Origin of the sequence: Ferrimonas balearica (genome assembly GCF_019802085.1) — a bacterium.
Classification (GTDB): Bacteria; Pseudomonadota; Gammaproteobacteria; order Enterobacterales; family Shewanellaceae; genus Ferrimonas; species Ferrimonas balearica_B.
Genome location: NZ_JAHVHV010000003.1, coordinates 79,661 through 97,722 on the forward strand (window position 1 = coordinate 79,661; position 18,062 = coordinate 97,722).

Genomic DNA, 18,062 nt, shown 5'->3' on the forward strand with positions numbered 1-18,062 from the left:
TTTCAGATATTTATGATTATTTTATCGTCATGGCCCGGGGAGTGGCCGTGAACCCGGTCACGGCGTCATGGCGCCAGGTGTGAACGTCATGTAACACCAAACCGGTCACACTCTGTTCCCTCACGACTTTGCCTGGGCCTCCGCACTGGGCACAATGGCCCCAGAGCACAGACCGGAGAGACCATGGCCCGCACCACCCGCCTTACCACCAGCGTGATCCAGACCATGCTGCTGGTCATGCTGCTGTTCAGCCTCCAGGGGGGGATCAGCCTGATCACCGCCCTCTACAGCATCGGCGATGGCCAGGCCATCAACGACTCCGGCTCCCTGCGGATGCGCTCCTACCAGCTGCTGTTCCTGGCCAACGCCGAGGGGCGCACCCTTGAGAACAAGCTGGAGGAGTTCGAAACCATCCTCTACTCCCCCTCCCTGTCCCGCTCCGAAGCCTGGTACATGCCCAAGGACAGCGGTGATCACTACCGCAAGGTGAAGGAGCGCTGGGAGGTGATGAAGGCCTACGCCCAGGAGGGCAACAGCCGGCGCTACGTGCGCGAGGTGAAGCGCTTCGTTGACGACATCGACGCCTTTGTCGACTCCCTGGAGAAGTTCAGTGCCAAAAAGCTGAACATGCTGATCTTAAGTCAGATCCTCGGCCTGGTGCTGATGGTCACCCTGACCCTTTACGCCCTCTGGCACGTGCGCCGCCAGTTCGTCCTGCCGATGCAGATGCTGGAGCGGGGGGCGGACGCCATCGCCGCCCGCGACTTCTCCTTCCAGCCCCCCGCCAGCAAGTACCAGGAGCTGAGAACCCTGGGGCACACCCTGTCCGGGGCCGCCGGTGAACTGGATCAGCTCTACCGCCAGCTGGAGAGCAAGGTGGTGAGTCAGGACCTGGCGCTGCGCCGCGCCCACGACCGCCTCACCTTCCTCTATGACACCGCCCGCACCCTGCACGGGGGCAGCGTCGACAACGCCTCACTGACCGCGGTGATGGGGGAGCTGCAGCGCCACCTGGCGGCGGACGGCGTCTGCCTGCAGCTGCTGGGCACCCAACCGGTGTGCCTGGGCAGTCAGCGGGGCGAGCCGGCCCGGGCGCCGCTGAACCAGGGCGGCGAGGCCCTGGGCGAGGTGCGCCTCTACCCCGCCGCCCAGGCCGATCTCAGCCTGCTCAACAACTTTGCCCTGCTGGTGGGCCAGGCGGTGCAGCAGCAACGGGACGCCCAGTTGCAGGAGCGCCTGGGACTGATGGAGGAGCGGGCGGTGATCGCCCGAGAGCTGCACGACTCCCTGGGCCAGCTGCTGGCCTACATGAAGATCCAGCTGACCCTGCTGGATCGGGCCACCCTGGCCGGTCAGCCCGAGGCGATCCAGACCGCCCAGGCGGATCTCAAAAGCTCGGTGGACAGCGCCTACCGCCAGCTGCGGGAGCTGCTGGCCACCTTCCGCCTCAAGGTGGAGGCGCCGGATCTGCCCAGCGCCCTGGGTGCCATCCTGACGGAGCTGCAGGAGCGGGCCAGCGCCACCCTCACCCTGGACTACCACCTGCCCCCCCTGACCCTCTCCGCCGCCCAGCAGGTGCACCTGCTGCAGCTGATGCGCGAGGCGGTGGTCAACGCCATCAAGCATGCACAGGCCAATGAGATCCGGGTATGCTGCCACTGTGAGGGCACCCGGCTGGTGATGACGGTGGAGGACGACGGCATCGGCATGACCCAGCCCACCCAGCCCGACAACCATTTCGGCCTGAACATCATGCAGGAGCGGGCCCGCCAGATGGGCGGCCAGCTGTGCATCGACGACTCCCCTCTGGGGGGCGTGCGGGTTCGGGTCGCGCTAGACGAACAATCGGAGGAAACCCATGGCTGAACCCTGGCAGCTGCTGCTGGTCGACGACCACCCCATGTTACGCCGTGGCCTGTGCCAGTTGCTGGGCGGGGATCCCCGCTTCCAGCCCCCCTGGGAAGCGGGCAACGGCCACGAGGCCCTGGCGCTGCTGGCCCGCCAGCAACCGGACCTGGTGCTGCTGGACCTCAACATGCGGCCCTTGAGCGGATTGGACACCCTGACCGCCATCCGCCGGGATTTTCCCCAGCTCAAGGTGGTGATGTTCACCGTCTCCGACCACCCCAGGGACGTCCAGTCGGTGCTCAATGCCGGCGCCGACGGTTACCTGGTGAAGGACAGTGAACCGGAGGAGCTGGTGGAGGGGCTGGCCCGGGTGCTGGCGGGGGCCTCGGTGATCACCCCCCGGCTGGAAGCAGCCCTGGCCGAGGCTGAGGCGGGCTGGGCCGCCCAGCTGACCCCGCGGGAGCGGCAGATCGCCGAGCTCATCGCCGAGGGCAAGAGCAACAAGGCGATCGGCGAGGCGCTCTTTATCAGTGAGGGCACCGCCAAGGTGCACGTGAAAAACCTGATGCGCAAAACCGGCTGCCACTCCCGGGTGGAGCTGGCACTGATGGTGCGCGAGGGCTGAGGCTCAGCGCCCCGCCAGGAACGCCTGCCAGCTATCCAGCAGGCGTTCGAAATCCTCCAGGCCACACAGGGCCTCGCTTTCGGCGTCGTAGAAACTCAGCTCCGGATCCAGCTCGGTGCCATTGACCTGGCCGAGGGCGTGATCCGCCACCCGCACCCACTCCTCGGTCAGCACCAGGCTCTGCTCCGCTCCGGTCAGCTGACACTCCCGTTGCTGGCCCTGACGGATCGCCGCCATGGCCGAGTGCAGGCGGCCGAGCATCTCGCTCCCCTGACACTCTTCGCTGAGAAACCGACCCAGGGCTTCGTGGCCCATGGACATCAGGGCCACCGGCTGGCCGCCGAGTTCGCGCCGAAATTCGTACTCCATACTTCCTCTTAGTGCTCCGGGTCCCGTGGACGCCGTTCCAAAATGCGGCCTCGGCGGCAGAACGCCACCCTTCGCCCTTGGTCGCCTTGTGCGATCCAAGTCGCCGCTATACAACTAGGATCCATTGTAACCCAGCACCCCTTTCGGTGCCCTGACCCACGGGAGTTCCCATGTTCAAAGCGCTGCAACTGAGACAAGATGACGCCGGCAAGACCCAGGCCGAGATCGTGCAACTGGAAGATCACCACCTGCCCCAGGGCAATGTCACCGTCGAGGTGCAGTACAGCTCCCTCAACTACAAAGATGGCCTGGCGGTGACCGGCACCGGCAAGATCATCCGCGACTTTCCCATGGTGCCGGGCATCGACTTCGTCGGCACCGTGACCGACTCCGAGGATCCCCGTTACCAGAGCGGCGATGCGGTGATCCTCACCGGCTGGGGCGTGGGTGAGCGCCACTGGGGCGGCATGAGTCAGCGCGCCCGGGTGCAGGGTGACTGGTTGGTGCCCCTGCCCCAGGGAATGAGCCCGGAGCAAGCGATGGCCATCGGCACCGCCGGCCTGACCGCCATGCTCTGCGTCCAGGCCCTGGAGCAGGCGGGCGTGCGCCCGGAGCAGGGCCCCATCCTGGTCACCGGTGCCAGCGGCGGCGTGGGCTCGGTGGCGGTGACCCTGCTGGCCAAGGCCGGCTTCGAGGTCCACGCCATCACCGGCCGCGAGGACAACGCCGACTGGCTCAAGGGGCTGGGCGCTCACACCGTGCTGCCCCGCAGCCAGTTCGAGGGGCAATCCCGTCCCCTGGACAAGGCGCTCTGGGCCGGGGCGGTGGACACCGTGGGTGGGGAGATCCTTGCCAAGGTGCTCAGCCAGATGGCCTACGACGGTGCCGTGGCCGCCTGTGGCCTGGCCGCCAGCTTCTCGCTGCCCACAACGGTGATGCCTTTTATTCTCCGTGGGGTAAAATTGCTGGGCGTCGACTCGGTGATGTGCCCCTTCGAACGCCGGCAGGCAGCCTGGAACCGGCTGCTTAAGGACCTGGGCACCCAACACTACGACGCCTTCAGCACCGTGGCCTCTTTGGAGGAGGTGCCCCAGCTGGCCCAGCAGATCATCCAGGGCCAGGTGCGGGGTCGGGTGCTGATCAAACCCTGAACCCGATACAGGAGCCGCCGCTCAGCATGACCGACAACAGTGCCCGGATCACCGAACTGGAAACCAAAATTGCATACCAGGACAGCACCATAGAACAATTGAACCAGACCGTGGTCGAACTGAGCGAGCAGGTAAGCAAGCAGGCGGCTCAGATCCGCCTGCTGGCCGAGCGCCTCAAGTCCCTGCCCCAGAGCCCGGTGGCCGACGCCAGCGAAGAGACCCCGCCGCCCCACTACTGACAGGAGACCCCATGACCCCCATGGCCATCGCCCAGCTGGGCGAGCCCGTCTTACGTCAGCCCGCCCAGCCGGTTCCCGATCCCCGGGATCCGGCCATTCGGACCCTGTGGCAGCGAATGCTGGTGACCATGGAACAGGCCGGTGGCGTGGGGATCGCTGCGCCCCAGGTGTTCGAGCCCCTGAGGCTGATGATCATCGCCTCCCGCCCTAATGCCCGTTACCCCGATGCCCCACAAATGGACCCCGTGGTGCTGATCAACCCCGAGATCGAGCACACCGGCGGTGAGTCGGTCAGCTTCGTCGAGGGCTGCCTGTCGGTGCCGGGGATCCGCGGCCGGGTGTGGCGCCCCAACGAGGTCACCCTGCGCTACCTGGACACCGAGGGTCAGCCCCAACGGCGGACCCTCAGCGGCTTTCCCGCCCGCATCTTCCTGCACGAGTTTGACCACCTGGAGGGGCGCACCTTCCTCGACCAGGTCAACAGCCCGGACGATCTGATCGCCCAGTCGGTGTGGGAGCGCCAATGCCAAGGCGCCTGATTGCCCTGCTCCTGACCCTGCTGCTGAGCGCCTGCGCCGGCAGCAGCCTGTTTCAGCCCTATCCCGCCCGTTTGGCCCCGGTCAAACAGGCCATCGAGCGGGGCGACAGCGGCCAGGCCCTGGCCCAGCTCAAGCCCGGACTGGAGGGGGCCGACGGCCTGCTCTACGCCCAGGAAGCCGGCCGGGTGGCGGCACTGGGGGGCGATCCCGACGCCAGCCAGGGCTACTACCAACTGGCGATGGCCGAGTACAACAAGTACGACTGGAAGGCGATCGTCTCCCTGACCGATCTCACCGCCCAGTTGGGCGGCGCCACCGTCTCCGACAACCTGATCCCCTACCACGGCCAAGCCTACGAGCGGGTGATGCTGCACCAGCAGCAGTCCCTCAACTACCTGTGGCAACGGGACCTGGAGGGCGCCCTGGTGGAGGTGCGGCGGGCGGACATGGCCCAGACCGAATCCCTCAAGGCCTACCAGGACGCGCTCAAATCCACCAAGGCCCTCAGCAACGCGGCGGTGGATGCCGAGCTGACCAAGCTGGACACCGAGGCGGGCAAGGCCCCCAACTCCTTCATCAACGCCTACGTGCTGTTCAGCAACGCCGCCCTGTACGAGGCCAACGGCCAGGCCAACGACGCCCTGATCGACATCCGCAAGGCGCTGCAGGTCTACCCGGACAACCCGGTGCTGCGCCAGGAGCTGGTGCGCCTCTCCTGCCAGCTGGCCATCGACTGCGATGAACTGAGCCGACGCTACGGCGACCCGGTGCGCCCCGAAAACGGACAGGGGCGGCTGGTGGTGCTCTACGAGGCCGGCGCCCTGCCCGCCCGGGAGAGCATCTGGATCCCCTTTACCTGGGACGGTTTCTACCAGCAGGTGGCCCTGCCCACCTACCGCAGCAGCGGGCCCGCCCCGGCGCCCCTGGAGTTTGAGCTGGCCCAGACCCGTGTCCGCACCGAGCCGGTGGCGGATCTCGACGCCATGGCGGCCCGGGCCCTCCACGAGCAGTACCCCTTTATCCTGGTTCGACAGGGGATTAGACTGACAGCCAAGCACAACGCCAACCGCTGGGCGGATCGCAAGGGCGGGGATCTGGGGGCCTTCACCATGGAGGTGTTCAACGCCATCACCGAGCAGGCGGACCGGCGCAGCTGGCTCACCCTGCCCCGCCAGGCCCAGGCCTGGGCCGGCTACCTGGACGCCGGCGATTACGACCTGTCCCTGGATGGCCAGGCCCTCAGCCTGACCTTGGCCCCCGGTCGCACCACCTTGCTCTGGGTGGCCCGTCAGGGTCGCCTGACCCGGATCCAGTCCATACTGATTTAAGTGATTTCCAAAGGAATCGAGCCATGAAGATAACGATCAAAACCCTGTTGCCCCTCACCCTGGCCTTGGTGCTGGCGGGCTGTCAGTCCAAGGTGGAGTACCGCGACGCCACCGAGGTGGAAACCGTCGACATCAGCTTCGGCAGCTCCGATCTGCAGGCGGTGGCCACCAAGATGGTGGACTCCATGCTGACCACCCCCTCGGTGATGCAGCTGACCGCCAACGATCGCCCCATCATCTTCGTGGATCGCGTCACCAACAAGACCTCGGAGCACATCGACACCGAGTCCATCACCGACACCATCAGCACCCGGCTGCTGCGCTCCGGCCAGTTCCGCTTTATCGACATGACCCGGGTGGACGCGGTGCGCAAGCAGCTGGACTACCAGAACAGTTCCGGCCTGGTGGATCCCTCCAAGGCGATCCAGTTCGGCCGCCAGGTGGGCGCCCAGTACATGCTCTACGGCAACCTCTCCAGCATCGTCAAGCGGGATGGCTCCACCCAGGACGTCTACTACAAGATGACCATGCGCCTGATGGATCTGGAAACCGGCCTGATTGAGTGGGCGGACGAAAAGGAGCTGCGCAAGCAGAAATCCAAGTCCTTCCTCGGCCGCTGAGCCGAAACCAGAAACGGGGCCTTTCGGCCCCGTTTTCATTCCGGTTTGAACACCCCGATCACCTCGCCGGAGGCCTGCTTTTCCGCCGGTTCCGGGGCCTGGTGTTTGCGGTAGCCACAAGCGACACACTCCATCACCTCGACACCGGACTCGCTGTAGAGCATGACGGAGTCCTGCTCCTGGCACTCGGGGCAGCGCGCCCCGGCGATAAACCGCTTCTTAATCGCCATGGTCTTTCCTTTCCTGCTGGGACGGGAAATACGCTATCATCCCGCCACTTTTCCTGTGAAGTAACGCCCTATGATAACCCTGGACAAGGTTCAACTCATCCGCGGCGGCAAACGCCTGCTGGACGACGCCAGTCTCACCCTGTTCCCCGGCCACAAGGTGGCCCTGGTGGGGGCCAATGGAGTGGGCAAATCCAGCCTGCTTGGCCTGCTGATGGGCGAGTTTGGTGTGGACGCCGGGGAGTGCCAGGTGCCCGGCCAGTGGCGCCAGGCCAGCGTGGCCCAGGACACCCCGGCCCTGGCCTGCAGCGCCCTGGACTACGTGCTCGATGGCGATCAGCGCTACCGCGCCCTGGAGCAGGAGCTGGGCGACGCCCAGAGCAGTGGTGACGGCGCCCGCATCGGCCACGCCCACGACGCCTTCGAGGCCTACCACGGCTACCAGGTGCCGGCCCGCGCCGCCGAGCTGCTCGATGGCCTGGGGTTCAGCCAGCACGCCCAGGGGCAGAGCGTGAAATCCTTCTCCGGGGGCTGGCGCATGCGCCTCAACCTGGCCCGGGCGCTGCTGATCCCCTCAGATCTGCTGCTGCTGGACGAACCCACCAACCACCTGGATCTGGACACCCTGATCTGGCTGGAGGGCTGGCTCAAGCGCTACGACGGCACCCTGATCCTGATCAGCCACGACCGCGACTTCCTCGACGCCGTGGTGGGCGAAGTGGTGCACGTCACCCAGCAACAGCTGCACCACTACCCGGGCAACTACAGCCAGTTCGAGCGGGTGCGGGCGGAGCGTCAGGCCCAGCAGCAGGCCCAGTACGACAAGCAGCAGCGGGAAAAAGCCCACATGCAGTCCTTTGTCGACCGTTTCCGGGCCAAGGCCAGCAAGGCCCGCCAGGCCCAGAGCCGGCTCAAGGCCCTGGAGAAGCTGACCCTGGTGGCCCCGGCCCACGCCGACTCCGGCTTCGAGATGGCCTTCCGCGACCCCCTGGCCCTGCCCTCGCCTCTGCTGCGCATGGAACAGGTGCAGGGGGGCTACGGCGACACCACCATCCTCAGCCGCATCCAGCTCAACCTGGTGCCCGGCAGCCGCATCGGCCTGCTGGGGCGCAACGGCGCCGGCAAATCCACCCTGATCAAGCTGCTCAGCGGTGAGCTGGCGCCCCAGGCCGGAGAGCTGCTGATGAGCCAGGGGGTGAAGATCGGCTACTTCGCCCAGCACCAGCTGGAGTCCCTGGACCCGCGCCACAGCGCCCTGGACCACCTGGTCCGCCTGGCCCCCGAGGCCAAGGAGCAGGAGCTGCGCAACTACCTGGGTGGCTACGGTTTTGGCGGCGACAAGGCCCTGAGCCCGGTGGCCCCCTTCTCCGGCGGCGAGAAGGCCCGCCTGGTGCTGGCCCTGCTGGTGTGGCAGCGGCCCAACCTGCTGCTGCTGGACGAACCCACCAACCACCTGGACCTGGAGATGCGCCACGCCCTGACCGTGGCCCTGCAGGGATTCGAGGGGGCCATGGTGATCGTCTCCCACGACCGTCACCTGCTGCGCGCCACCTGCAGCGACTTCTACCTGGTGGACGGTGGCCGGGTCGAGCCCTTCGCTGGCGATCTGGAGGACTACCACCGCTGGCTGCTGCGGGGGGACGACACCGCCCCCGCGACCAGTGCGCCCCGCCCCCAGGACGACCGCAAGGCCCGCAAACGGGCGGAGGCGGAACTGCGCCAGAAGCTGTCGCCGTTAAAGAAACAGCAAGAGAAGGTCGACAAAGCGTTAACAGGGGCTCAGGAGCGCTGGGAATACTTGGAAAACCAGTTATCCGACAGTAACTTATATAACGACGACAACAAGGCACAGCTGACCGACCTGCTGAAGGAGCGGGGCGACCTGCAAAACCGGATCGAGACGCTGGAGATGGAGTGGCTGGATCTGCAGGATCAGATGGAGCAGCTGAGCGAAGCGCATCAGGAGCAGTAATGATCATCAGTGCCGACGCCTACTGGCAATTCAGTGAAGGAGTCTGGCGCCAACCCGGCGCCCGGCACACCGCCCTGGAGATGCAGGACCGCTACGGCCTGGAACCCAACCTCTTGCTGCTGGCGCTGATGCTGGAGCAGCAGGGGCAGTTTCTCGATGAGCAGCAGTTTCGCCAGCTGGAGCTGGCCCAGTCCTCCTGGAGCCAGCGGATGCTCACCCCCTACCGTCAACTGCGCCGCCTGGCCAAGCACAGCCTGCCCGAGGCGAGCTATCGACAGATGCTGGAGGTGGAGCTGGTGATGGAGAAGCGCAGTCAGCAGCTGATTCTCAAGGAGCTGGCCCACCAGCAACCGGCCGCCGAAGGGGACAACCTGGTGGCCTGCCTCGAGGCCCAGGGGATCGATCCCCAGGCCCTGCCCGGCGATCTGCTGGGCCAGCTCAGTCACCTGTTCAAGCTGGCGGATCCCGACTGCCAGTCGGGCTGAGCACCCCCTCTTCTTGCGCTTTCCAGGCCGCCTTCGGGCGGCCTGTTGCGTTCAGCTGCCCAGGCGTTCGGCCAGGGCCGTGGCGTTGCGCCCGACGATGCCGTAGAGGGTCAGCTGGGGGTTGGCCCCCAAACTGGTGGGCAGCATGGAGCCGTCCATCACCGACAGGTTGGCCAACTGGTGGTGACGCCCCAGGCTGTCCACCACCCCCTGGGTGGGATCCTCACTCATGCCGCAGCCACCCATGATGTGGGCCGAGGCCACCATGGTCTTCAGGGGCGCCAGCTCGAGCTGGGGGATCCCCGCTTTCGCCTCGGCCCAGCTGGCCCACCAGGGCATGCTGTCGTCCATGGTCATCACCCGCTGGGCCCCGGCGGCGAACTGGGCTTCGGCCATTGCCAGAAAGGCGCGGCGGGCCGCCTGCCAGAAGGCATCGTTTAAGGGGTAATCCAGTAGGGGATCGCCGTGGTCATCCAGTTGGACCCGGCCCCCGGGGCTGGTGGCGTCAAAGCCGTCCCGCACCAGGGCGATCATCCCCTGGATGTGGTTGAACCGCTGCATCAGGGCCTGATGCTGGGGGCCGAAGCCGGGCACGTTGGTGGCCACCAGCACCGGGTGCAGCGGCGCCACCTCGAGCTTGAAGCCCAATCCCTCCTCGGGCCAGACAAACTGGTCGGAATAGACGCTCTGGGGAGCGCCGGCGTGGGCCGCCACTGGGCCGTCAAACTCCGCCACCGACATCACCGAGGGGTGCAGGAAGGTGCGCTGCCCCACCCGCTGGTGGGGATCCGGCAGCGCCGAACGCAGCATCAGCGCCGGGCTGTGTAGCGCGCCACCGCACAGCAGGTAGTGACGGGCCCGCACCGTGACGCCCACCTCTCGGCGCTGGTGGTTGGGATCCCGGGTCAGGCAGTTCAGCGCGGTGATGCGCTCGCCCTCCCGGCTCAAGGTCCAGGCCTCGGTGCGACTGAGCAGGGTGGCCCCGGCGTCCAGGGCCGCCGGCAGCGTGGTCACCAGCATCGACTGCTTGGCGTTGATGGGGCAGCCCATGCCGCAGTAGCCCAGGTTGGCGCAGCCTTTGACGTTGCGGCGGATCACCGTGTACTCCCACCCCAGGGCGGCACAGCCCTGGGCCAGGGTGTCGTTGTTGCGGTTGGGGGGCACCGGCCAGGGATGGATATTGAGTCGCCGCTCCGCCCGCTCGAACCAGGGGTCCAGTTCGGCACGACTCAGGCCTTCGACCCGGTGGTGCCTGGCCCAATGGGCCAGAGTGGGTTTGGGGGTGCGGATGGAGGTGGTCCAGTTGACGGTGGTGGAGCCGCCAACGCTGCGCCCCTGCAACATGCCGATGGCGCCGTCGCGGGTCTTCATCGCCGCCGACTGCTGGTAGAGATCGGGGTAGGCGCGCCGCTCCTCCATCACGAAATGGGTGGAGGAGCGCAGGGGGCCGGCTTCCACCAGCACCACCTCGAGCCCCGCCTGGGTGAGGATCTCGGCAGCGGTGCCGCCGCCGGCGCCAGTGCCGACGATCACCACGTCCGCTTCCAGGTTGAGGGGGGCGTCCAGGGCGGCGCCGTCGATGTGTTTCCAGCCGCGGGCCAGGCCCGCCACGATGGGATCCGGAATCATCCGCGCCCTCCCGGCCACTGGGGCTTCTGGTAATCGAGGGGGCCCCAGTGATCCGGCTCGGCGTACCAGGTCGCCAGGATCAGCTCCTTAAGCCCCTGGTAGGCCACCACCAGGGTGTCGAGGAAGTGGTGGCGCCACTGCGCCAGCATGGCGGCGAGTTCGGCCGGCTGACGGGCCAGGATGGGGGTCAGGCTGCCGGTCATCGCCAGCAGCGCCAAGCGCTGGTCCAGCAGCTCGAACAATTGCTGCAGCTGGGCCTGACTGCCCGGCGGCAGGGTGGCGATGGTGGCGCCCACCCCCCGCACCACGGCATCGGCTTGCGCCTCCACCACCTCTGGCGGGGCCACCCCCTCCAGCACCGGGGCCACCAGGGCCCGCACCAGCGCCTGTTGTGTGTCGCTGAACGGTGCCACCGGCTCGGCGCCCGGCCACAGCACCACGCCGGTGGCCACCGCGGCGGTGCCCACCAGGCCGGCGATCAGAAACTGCCGTCGTTCCATGCCCCTCCTCCTTGGCGCACTGGCCTCACAGAGCGTCTCAAGCTAGAGTATCAAACCAAAGGTAAATTTAAACATCTGTTTAACAGTGAGCGCTCCGGACCCCTTCTCCCCCAGCCGCTGGTGGCGCAATCGTCACCTGCAAACCATCTGGCCACTGCTGGCCAAACCCCGCACCGGGCCCCATCTGCGCCGCCAGCGCCTGGAGCTTCCGGACGGCGACTTTCTCGATCTCGACTGGCTGGGGCATCCGGCCCCTCATCGGCCGCTGCTGCTGATCCTCCATGGCCTCGAGGGCAGTGCCGACTCTCACTATGTGCGCCGCCTGCTGCTGGCCTGCCAGGCCCAGGAGCGCTGTGCCGTGGTGATGCACCAACGCTCCTGCTCCGGCGAGCTCAATCGTCTGGCCCGCAGCTACCACAGCGGTGAGACCGGCGATCTGGGCCTGGTGCTCGAGCAGCTGCGTCGCCAGGCCCCCGACAGCCCTCTGCAGGCGGTGGGTTACTCCCTGGGGGGCAATGTGCTGACCAAGTACCTGGGGGAGCAGGGCAAGCACAGCACCATCGCGCGGGCCGCGGTGGTCTCCGCCCCTCTGGACCTGGCCCAGTGTGCCCGGGCCATGGAGCAGGGCTTCGCCCAGGTCTACCAGAGCCATCTGGTGGGCCGGCTCAAGCGCAAGACCGCCGCCAAGCTGGCGGATCCCAGCCTGGGGCCCCTGCCCCTGGCCCCCAGCCGACTGGCCCAGCTGACCACCTTCTACCACTTCGATGACGCGGTCACCGCCCCGCTGCACGGCTTTGACGGCGCCGACGATTACTACGCCCGGGCCAGCGGCAACCGCTTTTTGGCCCACATCACCACCCCCACACTGCTGCTCCACGCCCTGGATGACCCCTTTATGACCCCCCAGGTGGTGCCGCCGCGGGAGGCGATCGGCCCGGCGGTGCAACTGGAGCTGTGCCCCAATGGCGGCCACGTGGGCTTCATCGAGGGGGGCTGGCCCTGGGCCCCGCGCTTTTACCTGGAGCGTCGCCTGATGCGCTTTTTCGAGGCCGAACAACCCGGCTAACTCATTGAATCCGTCTACACTTGCCCCTGTGACGGGTGTAGGAGTGCCAATGAGCCGAATTGCGATCCTCATGCTCTTGTGGTCGTTCGCCGCCGGACTCTCGGCGGCGGAGACGGATCCCCTGTGGGCGCGCTCCCAGGCCCCCATCAAGAGCCTGATGCTGAGCCCCATCGCCCGACCCACCGAGTACAAGCCCAAGGAGTTCCTGATGGCCGCCTCGGTCAACCCCGGCAGCGTGTTCGCTACCGACAAGGCCCTGGACGACCCGGAGAAGCCCTACCACTACGAGCTGGACTACTACACCGTGGAGTACCGGCTCGATCTGCGCTACAACCCCAGCCGCCGCTGGCAGCTGAGCGCCTCCTACGCCCACCGCACCACCGACGACGCCCACCTGGATCAGCTGACCCTGAGCTTCCATAAGCTGTTCGGCATCGATCAGAACGGCCGCGACCGGGTGCCCAAGCACCGCTACCTCATCGATCTGCCGATGCAGGGGGAGCGCCGGGAGGATTTCAAGAACCGCACCTTCGCCCACCAGTTCGAGCTGGCGGCCAGCTTTCTGGCCTACGAGTATTTCCGTCACCAGGTGGCGGTCACCGCCTCGATGCAGTACAACGACCAGCGCTTTATCGAGCGCCAGGGGGACCACCTGGACCTGGGGCTGCAGCTGGATTACAGCTACGAGTGGCGGGATCACCGGGTCAACGCCATGCTGGCCTACCTGCACACCGGCGCCGAGCAGCTGCTGGGCACCGACACCGTCCAGAACCTGGGCCACGCCGCCATGGGGTACCGCTACCGCCTGACCCCCCGCCATTTCCTGTTCCTCGAGTACCAGTTTGCCCAGGGCGCCCTGGACGGACTCGGCCCCATGCAGGACCCGGTGCACGAGGTGAACCTGGGCTACCGCTATCAACGGGGCGAGCTGGGGCTGGACTTTGTTATGATGGAGAACGCGCTGAACGCGGATAACAGCGCCGACATCGCCTTCAATTTTCGAGTGAGTTACCGATACGATGCTGATTGACTACCCCACCCTGAAGGACGCCCTGGCGCCGGACACCCTGGACAACCTGTGCCGGGAGTACCTGATCCGCCAGCTGGGAGACGAGGGCTTCGACCAGGCCGACCCCGACAAGCTGGCCCAGGGGATCGCCCAGGTGCGCCAGGCCCTGGCCGCCGGCACCCTGCTGGTGGAGTACTCAGAAGCGGACGAGAGCGTGGCGATCCGACGCCGGGAGGAGCTGTCCCAGCTTGACCCGGACCGGAATTGCCTCGTATAACAGCCACAACTTGGACATTTCGTAGGCAGAAGGATCATGTCGGCCAAACACCCCATCATTGCGGTCACCGGCTCCTCGGGCGCGGGCACCACCACCACCACCACCGCCTTCAAGCACATCTTCCGCCAGCTGAACATCGACGCGGCGCTGGTGGAGGGCGACAGCTTCCACCGCTACACCCGGGCGGAGATGGAGGTGGCGATCCGCAAGGCCCGCGAAGAGGGCCGCACCATCAGCTATTTCGGCCCGGAGGCCAACGACTTCGAGGCCCTGGAAGGGTTTTTCCAGCGCTACGGCGAAAGCGGCGAAGGGCAGATCCGCCACTACCTGCACACCTTCGACGAAGCGGTGCCCTTTAACCAGATGCCCGGCACCTTCACCCCCTATCAGCCCCTGCCGGAGGGCAGCGAACTGCTCTATTACGAGGGCCTGCACGGCGGCGTGGTCACCGAGCAGCTGGACGTGGCCCAGCACGTGGACCTGCTGATCGGCATGGTGCCCATCGTCAACCTGGAGTGGATCCAGAAGATCATCCGCGACACCAACGACCGCGGCCACAGCCGGGAAAAGGTGATGGACTCCATCGTCCGCTCCATGGACGACTACATTGCCCATATGACGCCGCAGTTCTCCCGCACCCACATCAACTTCCAGCGGGTGCCCACGGTGGACACCTCCAACCCCTTCTCTGCCAAGGATATTCCCAGCCTGGACGAGAGCTTTGTGGTGATCCGCTTCCGCGGGATCCAGGACATCAACTTCCCCTACTACCTGCGGATGATCGACGGCAGTTTCATGTCCCGGGTCAACACCCTGGTGGTGCCCGGCGGCAAGATGGCCCTGGCGATGGAACTCATCCTGACCCCGATGATCCGCAACCTGAAACTCAAGCGGGAAGAGGCTCTTAGAAACGATGCCGGCGGGGATGTTGACAGTCACCAATGAATTCAGGATCTTAAGAATCATGTTCGAAACTGAGAGCAAATCGCGGCTCTGTGACGAAAGTTCGATCTGGCTCATGGCCAGCCGACCTTTACCCGTTTAACATTTGCTCTTAGAATTTCGAGAACTATCCCGTTTCTTATCTTACTGAAGGGAAAACGACTATGGCCCTTATCGGCAAGCCAAAACCCGATCCGACGCTGGAGTGGTTCCTGTCCCACTGCCACATCCACAAGTACCCGGCGAAAAGCACCCTGATCCACGCCGGCGAAGAGGCGGACACCCTCTACTACATCGTCAAGGGCTCGGTGGCCGTGCTGATCAAAGACGAAGAGGGTAAGGAGATGATCCTCTCCTACCTCAACCAGGGCGACTTCATCGGTGAGCTGGGTCTGTTCGAAGAGCAGCCGGAGCGCACCGCCTGGGTTCGCGCCAAGGCCCCCTGTGAGATCGCCGAGATCTCCTACAAGAAGTTCCGTCAGCTGATCCAGGTGAACCCGGACATCCTGATGAAGCTCTCCGCCCAGATGGCCAACCGCCTGCAGACCACCTCTCAGAAGGTCGGTGACCTGGCGTTCCTGGACGTGGCCGGTCGCATTGCCCAGACCCTGCTGAACCTGGCCAAGCAGCCCGATGCCATGACCCACCCGGACGGCATGCAGATCAAGATCACCCGCCAGGAGATCGGCCAGATCGTCGGCTGCTCCCGCGAGACCGTCGGCCGCATTCTGAAGATGCTGGAAGAGCAGAACCTGATCCAGGCCCACGGCAAAACCATCGTGGTCTACGGCACCCGTTAAGGGCCCGTTCAGACAGCAAAAAAGGCACCCAGTGGGTGCCTTTTTGTTTGGCTGACATTCAGCTAGGCCGACGTAGTATCGAATCAGACCTCAGGTTGAACACAACCCCGTTCGCTTGCTTCGCCGCCCCTATCAGGGCGGCTTTTTTTTGCCTTATCGGGCGTCGGTGGACTCGAAGATCTTGTCCGCCGAGGCAGCCACGAAACCGGTGTAGAGGGTGCCGTCCGCCTGGGGGTAGCGCAGGGCAAACTCGTAGAAGCAGCTGGGGATGATCGCCTCGCCGTCGCTGAAGCGCACCGCCACCTTGTCCGCCAAGGTGGAGGACTGCTCCAGCAGCACCTCGGCACTGCCCTTGATCTCACCGCCGCTGGCGTTGAGCTCGAAGCCGGCGTCCTTGAGGGCCTGGTTCACCGCCCCCAGGGTGGCGAACTGCTCCAGCTCATTGACGTTCACGGTGAAGTGGTTGGCGCGATAGCCGAAGGCCGCCAGCCAGGCGGCGTACTCGCTCTCCGCCAGCAGCGCCCGGTACTGGGCCTGGGACACCTGCCAGCGGGCACCGCTGTAGAGGAACTCCTCGGCCTCGGTGGCGCCGGCGGGCAGCTGGGCCACCAGGGCCTTCACCGTCGCCTGCAGCTCGACGCTGCACTCCTCCAGCAGCAGCTCGGAGATGAACACCTTGGGCGCTTTGGGGTTGGGGTGCTCGAAGTGGCGGGCCTTGAGCTTCTTCTGCTCGAAACGGTACTCCCCCTTGGGCTCATAACCCAGGGCCAGGAAGTGGGCCGCCAGCTTGTCCAGCTCCACCTCGGGCAGGTTGAAGGTGCGAAACGCCACGTGGTCGTTGATGATGGGCTGACCGCCCCCCAGCAGCCGATGCACCGCGGTGGCGGAGGGGCACTGGGTCTGGTAGTCGGCCCAGAGGGCGTTAAACAGCGAATCTACAGTGTGAGCCATGGTTCACTCCTTGAATGGCTTAGAGTTCGAGTCCCGGGGCCAGGCTGGCGGGCAGGGTCACCGCATCGGACTCCACCGAAGCCACCGGGTAGGCGCAGTAGTCCGCCGCGTAGTAGGCGCTGGCCCGATGGTTGCCGCTGGCACCGATGCCACCGAAGGGGGCGGAGCCCGCCGCACCGGTGATCTGGCGGTTCCAGTTGACGATGCCGGCCCGGCTGCGGGGCAGGAAGTGGTCCCAGTCGGCCCGGCTGTCGGACAGCAGGCCGGCGGACAGGCCGTAGCGGGTGCGGTTGGCGCTGGCGATGGCATCGTCGAAGTCGTCGTAGCGGATCACCTGCAGCAGCGGCCCGAAATACTCCTCATCCGGCAGCTCGGCGATGGCGGTGACGTCGATGATCCCCGGGCTCACCAGGCCGGTGCCGGCCTTGAGGGCAGTCAGGGGCAGCAGCGCTTCGCCCCCCAGGGCCTTGAGGCTCTCCTGGGCGGCCACCATCCCCAGGGCGGCGCCCTCGGAGATCATGCTGCCCATAAAGGGCGCCGGCTCGGCGTTCTGCTCGCCCACCCGGATCTTGGCGGTGGCGCTGAGCAGCTTGGCCAGCAGGCGATCCCCCTGCTCGGTACGGGGCAGGTAGAGACGGCGGGCGCAGGTGCAGCGCTGGCCGGTGGAGATGAAGGCGGACTGGATGATGTCGTGTACGGCGGCGGTTTCGTCCTCCACGGCACGGACGATCAGCGGGTTGTTGCCGCCCATCTCCAGCGCCAGGATCTTGCCCGGTTGGCCGGCAAACTGCTCGTGCAGGAGGTGGCCGGTGCGGGAGCTGCCGGTGAAGAACAGGCCGTCGATGTCCGGGTGGCCCGCCAGGGCCTTGCCGGTCTCCAGCTCGCCCTGCACCAGGTTGATCACCCCGTCGGGCAGGCCGGCGGCCTGCCACAGCTTGAGCACCACCTCGGAGACCTTGGGGGTCAGCTCGGAGGGCTTGAGCACCACGGTGTTGCCGGCGATCAGCGCCGGGACGATGTGGCCATTGGGCAGGTGGCCGGGGAAATTGTAGGGGCCAAACACCGCCACCACACCGTGGGGCTTATGGCGCAGCACGGCGCGGCCGGCGGGGGCCTGGCTCTCGTTGACCCCGGTGCGCTCGTTGTAGGCCTTCAGCGACAGGCCGATCTTGCCGATCATCGCCGCCGCTTCGGTGCGGGTCTCCCACAGGGGCTTGCCGGTCTCCTCGGCGATCACCTCGGCGATGGTCTCCTTGTTGGCTTCCAGCTGGGCCTTGAAGGCCTCGATCACCGCCACCCGCTGGCCCAGGCCACCGAGGTACCAGTCCAGCTGGGCGTCGCGGGCCGCCTTGACGGCCTGGTTCACCTGCTCGGCGCTGGCGCCCTGGCCACGCCAGATCGCCTCGCCCTTGGCGGGGTTCAAAGAGACAAACTCCGGCCCCTGGCCGTCAAACCACTGGCCATTGATCAAATGGGTCATATTGC

At 66.3% G+C, this 18,062-nt stretch carries 20 protein-coding genes; 14 read left to right on the forward strand and 6 right to left on the reverse strand.

What is annotated here, in order from left to right; translation table 11 throughout:
- Positions 1–183 precede the first annotated feature (183 nt).
- Both narQ and KUV81_RS13110 read left to right on the forward strand, forming a co-directional pair.
- Complete coding sequence (narQ, locus tag KUV81_RS13105) at positions 184–1,866, forward strand: nitrate/nitrite two-component system sensor histidine kinase NarQ (RefSeq protein WP_222544333.1); 1,683 nt, start codon at positions 184–186, stop codon at positions 1,864–1,866.
- A complete protein-coding gene (locus KUV81_RS13110; protein WP_222544334.1) occupies positions 1,859–2,473 on the forward strand; it encodes a response regulator in 615 nt (204 codons plus the stop codon). The genes narQ and KUV81_RS13110 overlap by 8 nt, the downstream gene beginning before the upstream one ends.
- Positions 2,474–2,476: 3 nt before the next feature.
- Here the strand turns inward: KUV81_RS13110 and KUV81_RS13115 are convergent, their stop codons facing one another.
- A complete protein-coding gene (locus tag KUV81_RS13115; RefSeq protein WP_222544335.1) occupies positions 2,477–2,842 on the reverse strand; it encodes a YacL family protein in 366 nt (121 codons plus the stop codon).
- Positions 2,843–3,012: 170 nt separating this feature from the next.
- On the opposite strand from KUV81_RS13115, the gene KUV81_RS13120 reads away from it, so the two are divergent.
- From KUV81_RS13120 to lpoB, 5 genes are read left to right on the forward strand one after another with little or no spacing between them, the layout of a single operon-like run.
- Positions 3,013–3,993, forward strand: coding sequence for an MDR family oxidoreductase (locus tag KUV81_RS13120; protein WP_222544336.1), 981 nt, complete (start codon positions 3,013–3,015; stop codon positions 3,991–3,993).
- A 26-nt stretch (positions 3,994–4,019) separates the two neighbouring features.
- Positions 4,020–4,232, forward strand: a complete 213-nt coding sequence (locus tag KUV81_RS13125) for a SlyX family protein (RefSeq protein ID WP_222544337.1) — start codon at positions 4,020–4,022, stop codon at positions 4,230–4,232.
- Between the two features lie 20 nt (positions 4,233–4,252).
- Positions 4,253–4,771 (forward strand): peptide deformylase, encoded by a 519-nt coding sequence (gene def, locus KUV81_RS13130; RefSeq protein WP_222544697.1) that lies wholly within the window; start codon positions 4,253–4,255, stop codon positions 4,769–4,771.
- Positions 4,756–6,099 carry a COG3014 family protein gene (locus KUV81_RS13135; protein ID WP_222544338.1) on the forward strand — a complete coding sequence of 448 codons (1,344 nt, stop codon included), beginning with the start codon at positions 4,756–4,758 and terminating at the stop codon, positions 6,097–6,099. Before def ends, KUV81_RS13135 begins: the two co-directional genes overlap by 16 nt.
- A gap of 23 nt (positions 6,100–6,122) precedes the next feature.
- A complete protein-coding gene (lpoB, locus tag KUV81_RS13140; protein ID WP_222544339.1) occupies positions 6,123–6,719 on the forward strand; it encodes a penicillin-binding protein activator LpoB in 597 nt (198 codons plus the stop codon).
- A 35-nt stretch (positions 6,720–6,754) separates the two neighbouring features.
- Here lpoB and KUV81_RS13145 read toward each other — a convergent pair whose 3' ends face one another.
- The gene (locus KUV81_RS13145; RefSeq protein WP_222544340.1) at positions 6,755–6,949 is read right to left on the reverse strand and encodes a YheV family putative zinc ribbon protein; all 195 of its coding nucleotides are present in this window, start codon (positions 6,947–6,949) and stop codon (positions 6,755–6,757) included.
- Positions 6,950–7,019: 70 nt separating this feature from the next.
- Here KUV81_RS13145 and KUV81_RS13150 point away from each other — a divergent pair, with 70 nt between their 5' ends.
- Together KUV81_RS13150 and KUV81_RS13155 are read left to right on the forward strand one after the other, a co-directional pair.
- Entirely contained in the window at positions 7,020–8,918 is a 1,899-nt protein-coding gene (locus tag KUV81_RS13150) for an ATP-binding cassette domain-containing protein (protein WP_222544341.1), read from the forward strand.
- On the forward strand, positions 8,918–9,403 hold the full coding sequence (locus tag KUV81_RS13155) for a TIGR02444 family protein (RefSeq protein WP_222544342.1): 486 nt from the start codon (positions 8,918–8,920) through the stop codon (positions 9,401–9,403). Before KUV81_RS13150 ends, KUV81_RS13155 begins: the two co-directional genes overlap by 1 nt.
- 51 nt (positions 9,404–9,454) lie before the next feature.
- On the opposite strand, the gene KUV81_RS13160 is transcribed toward KUV81_RS13155, so the two are convergent.
- Both KUV81_RS13160 and KUV81_RS13165 read right to left on the reverse strand, forming a co-directional pair.
- Positions 9,455–11,032: a GMC family oxidoreductase gene (locus KUV81_RS13160; RefSeq protein ID WP_222544343.1), complete on the reverse strand. Its 1,578-nt coding sequence runs from the start codon at positions 11,030–11,032 to the stop codon at positions 9,455–9,457.
- The gene (locus tag KUV81_RS13165) at positions 11,029–11,532 is read right to left on the reverse strand and encodes a TAT leader-containing periplasmic protein (protein WP_222544344.1); all 504 of its coding nucleotides are present in this window, start codon (positions 11,530–11,532) and stop codon (positions 11,029–11,031) included. The genes KUV81_RS13160 and KUV81_RS13165 overlap by 4 nt, the downstream gene beginning before the upstream one ends.
- An 85-nt stretch (positions 11,533–11,617) precedes the next feature.
- On the opposite strand from KUV81_RS13165, the gene KUV81_RS13170 reads away from it, so the two are divergent.
- The 5 genes from KUV81_RS13170 (at position 11,618) to crp (ending at position 15,626) form a co-directional block, all read left to right on the forward strand.
- The gene (locus KUV81_RS13170; protein ID WP_222544345.1) at positions 11,618–12,598 is read left to right on the forward strand and encodes a hydrolase; all 981 of its coding nucleotides are present in this window, start codon (positions 11,618–11,620) and stop codon (positions 12,596–12,598) included.
- 49 nt (positions 12,599–12,647) lie between these two features.
- Positions 12,648–13,628 (forward strand): DUF3187 family protein, encoded by a 981-nt coding sequence (locus KUV81_RS13175; protein ID WP_222544346.1) that lies wholly within the window; start codon positions 12,648–12,650, stop codon positions 13,626–13,628.
- Complete coding sequence (locus tag KUV81_RS13180; protein ID WP_222544347.1) at positions 13,618–13,884, forward strand: YheU family protein; 267 nt, start codon at positions 13,618–13,620, stop codon at positions 13,882–13,884. Before KUV81_RS13175 ends, KUV81_RS13180 begins: the two co-directional genes overlap by 11 nt.
- Before the next feature lie 36 nt (positions 13,885–13,920).
- Positions 13,921–14,829, forward strand: a complete 909-nt coding sequence (locus KUV81_RS13185) for a phosphoribulokinase (protein WP_222544348.1) — start codon at positions 13,921–13,923, stop codon at positions 14,827–14,829.
- Between the two features lie 161 nt (positions 14,830–14,990).
- Entirely contained in the window at positions 14,991–15,626 is a 636-nt protein-coding gene (gene crp / locus KUV81_RS13190) for a cAMP-activated global transcriptional regulator CRP (protein ID WP_222544349.1), read from the forward strand.
- A gap of 153 nt (positions 15,627–15,779) precedes the next feature.
- Here crp and KUV81_RS13195 read toward each other — a convergent pair whose 3' ends face one another.
- Both KUV81_RS13195 and astD read right to left on the reverse strand, forming a co-directional pair.
- Positions 15,780–16,577, reverse strand: coding sequence for a DUF1338 domain-containing protein (locus tag KUV81_RS13195; protein WP_222544350.1), 798 nt, complete (start codon positions 16,575–16,577; stop codon positions 15,780–15,782).
- A gap of 19 nt (positions 16,578–16,596) precedes the next feature.
- A complete protein-coding gene (astD, locus tag KUV81_RS13200) occupies positions 16,597–18,057 on the reverse strand; it encodes a succinylglutamate-semialdehyde dehydrogenase (protein WP_222544351.1) in 1,461 nt (486 codons plus the stop codon).
- Positions 18,058–18,062: the final 5 nt, after the last annotated feature.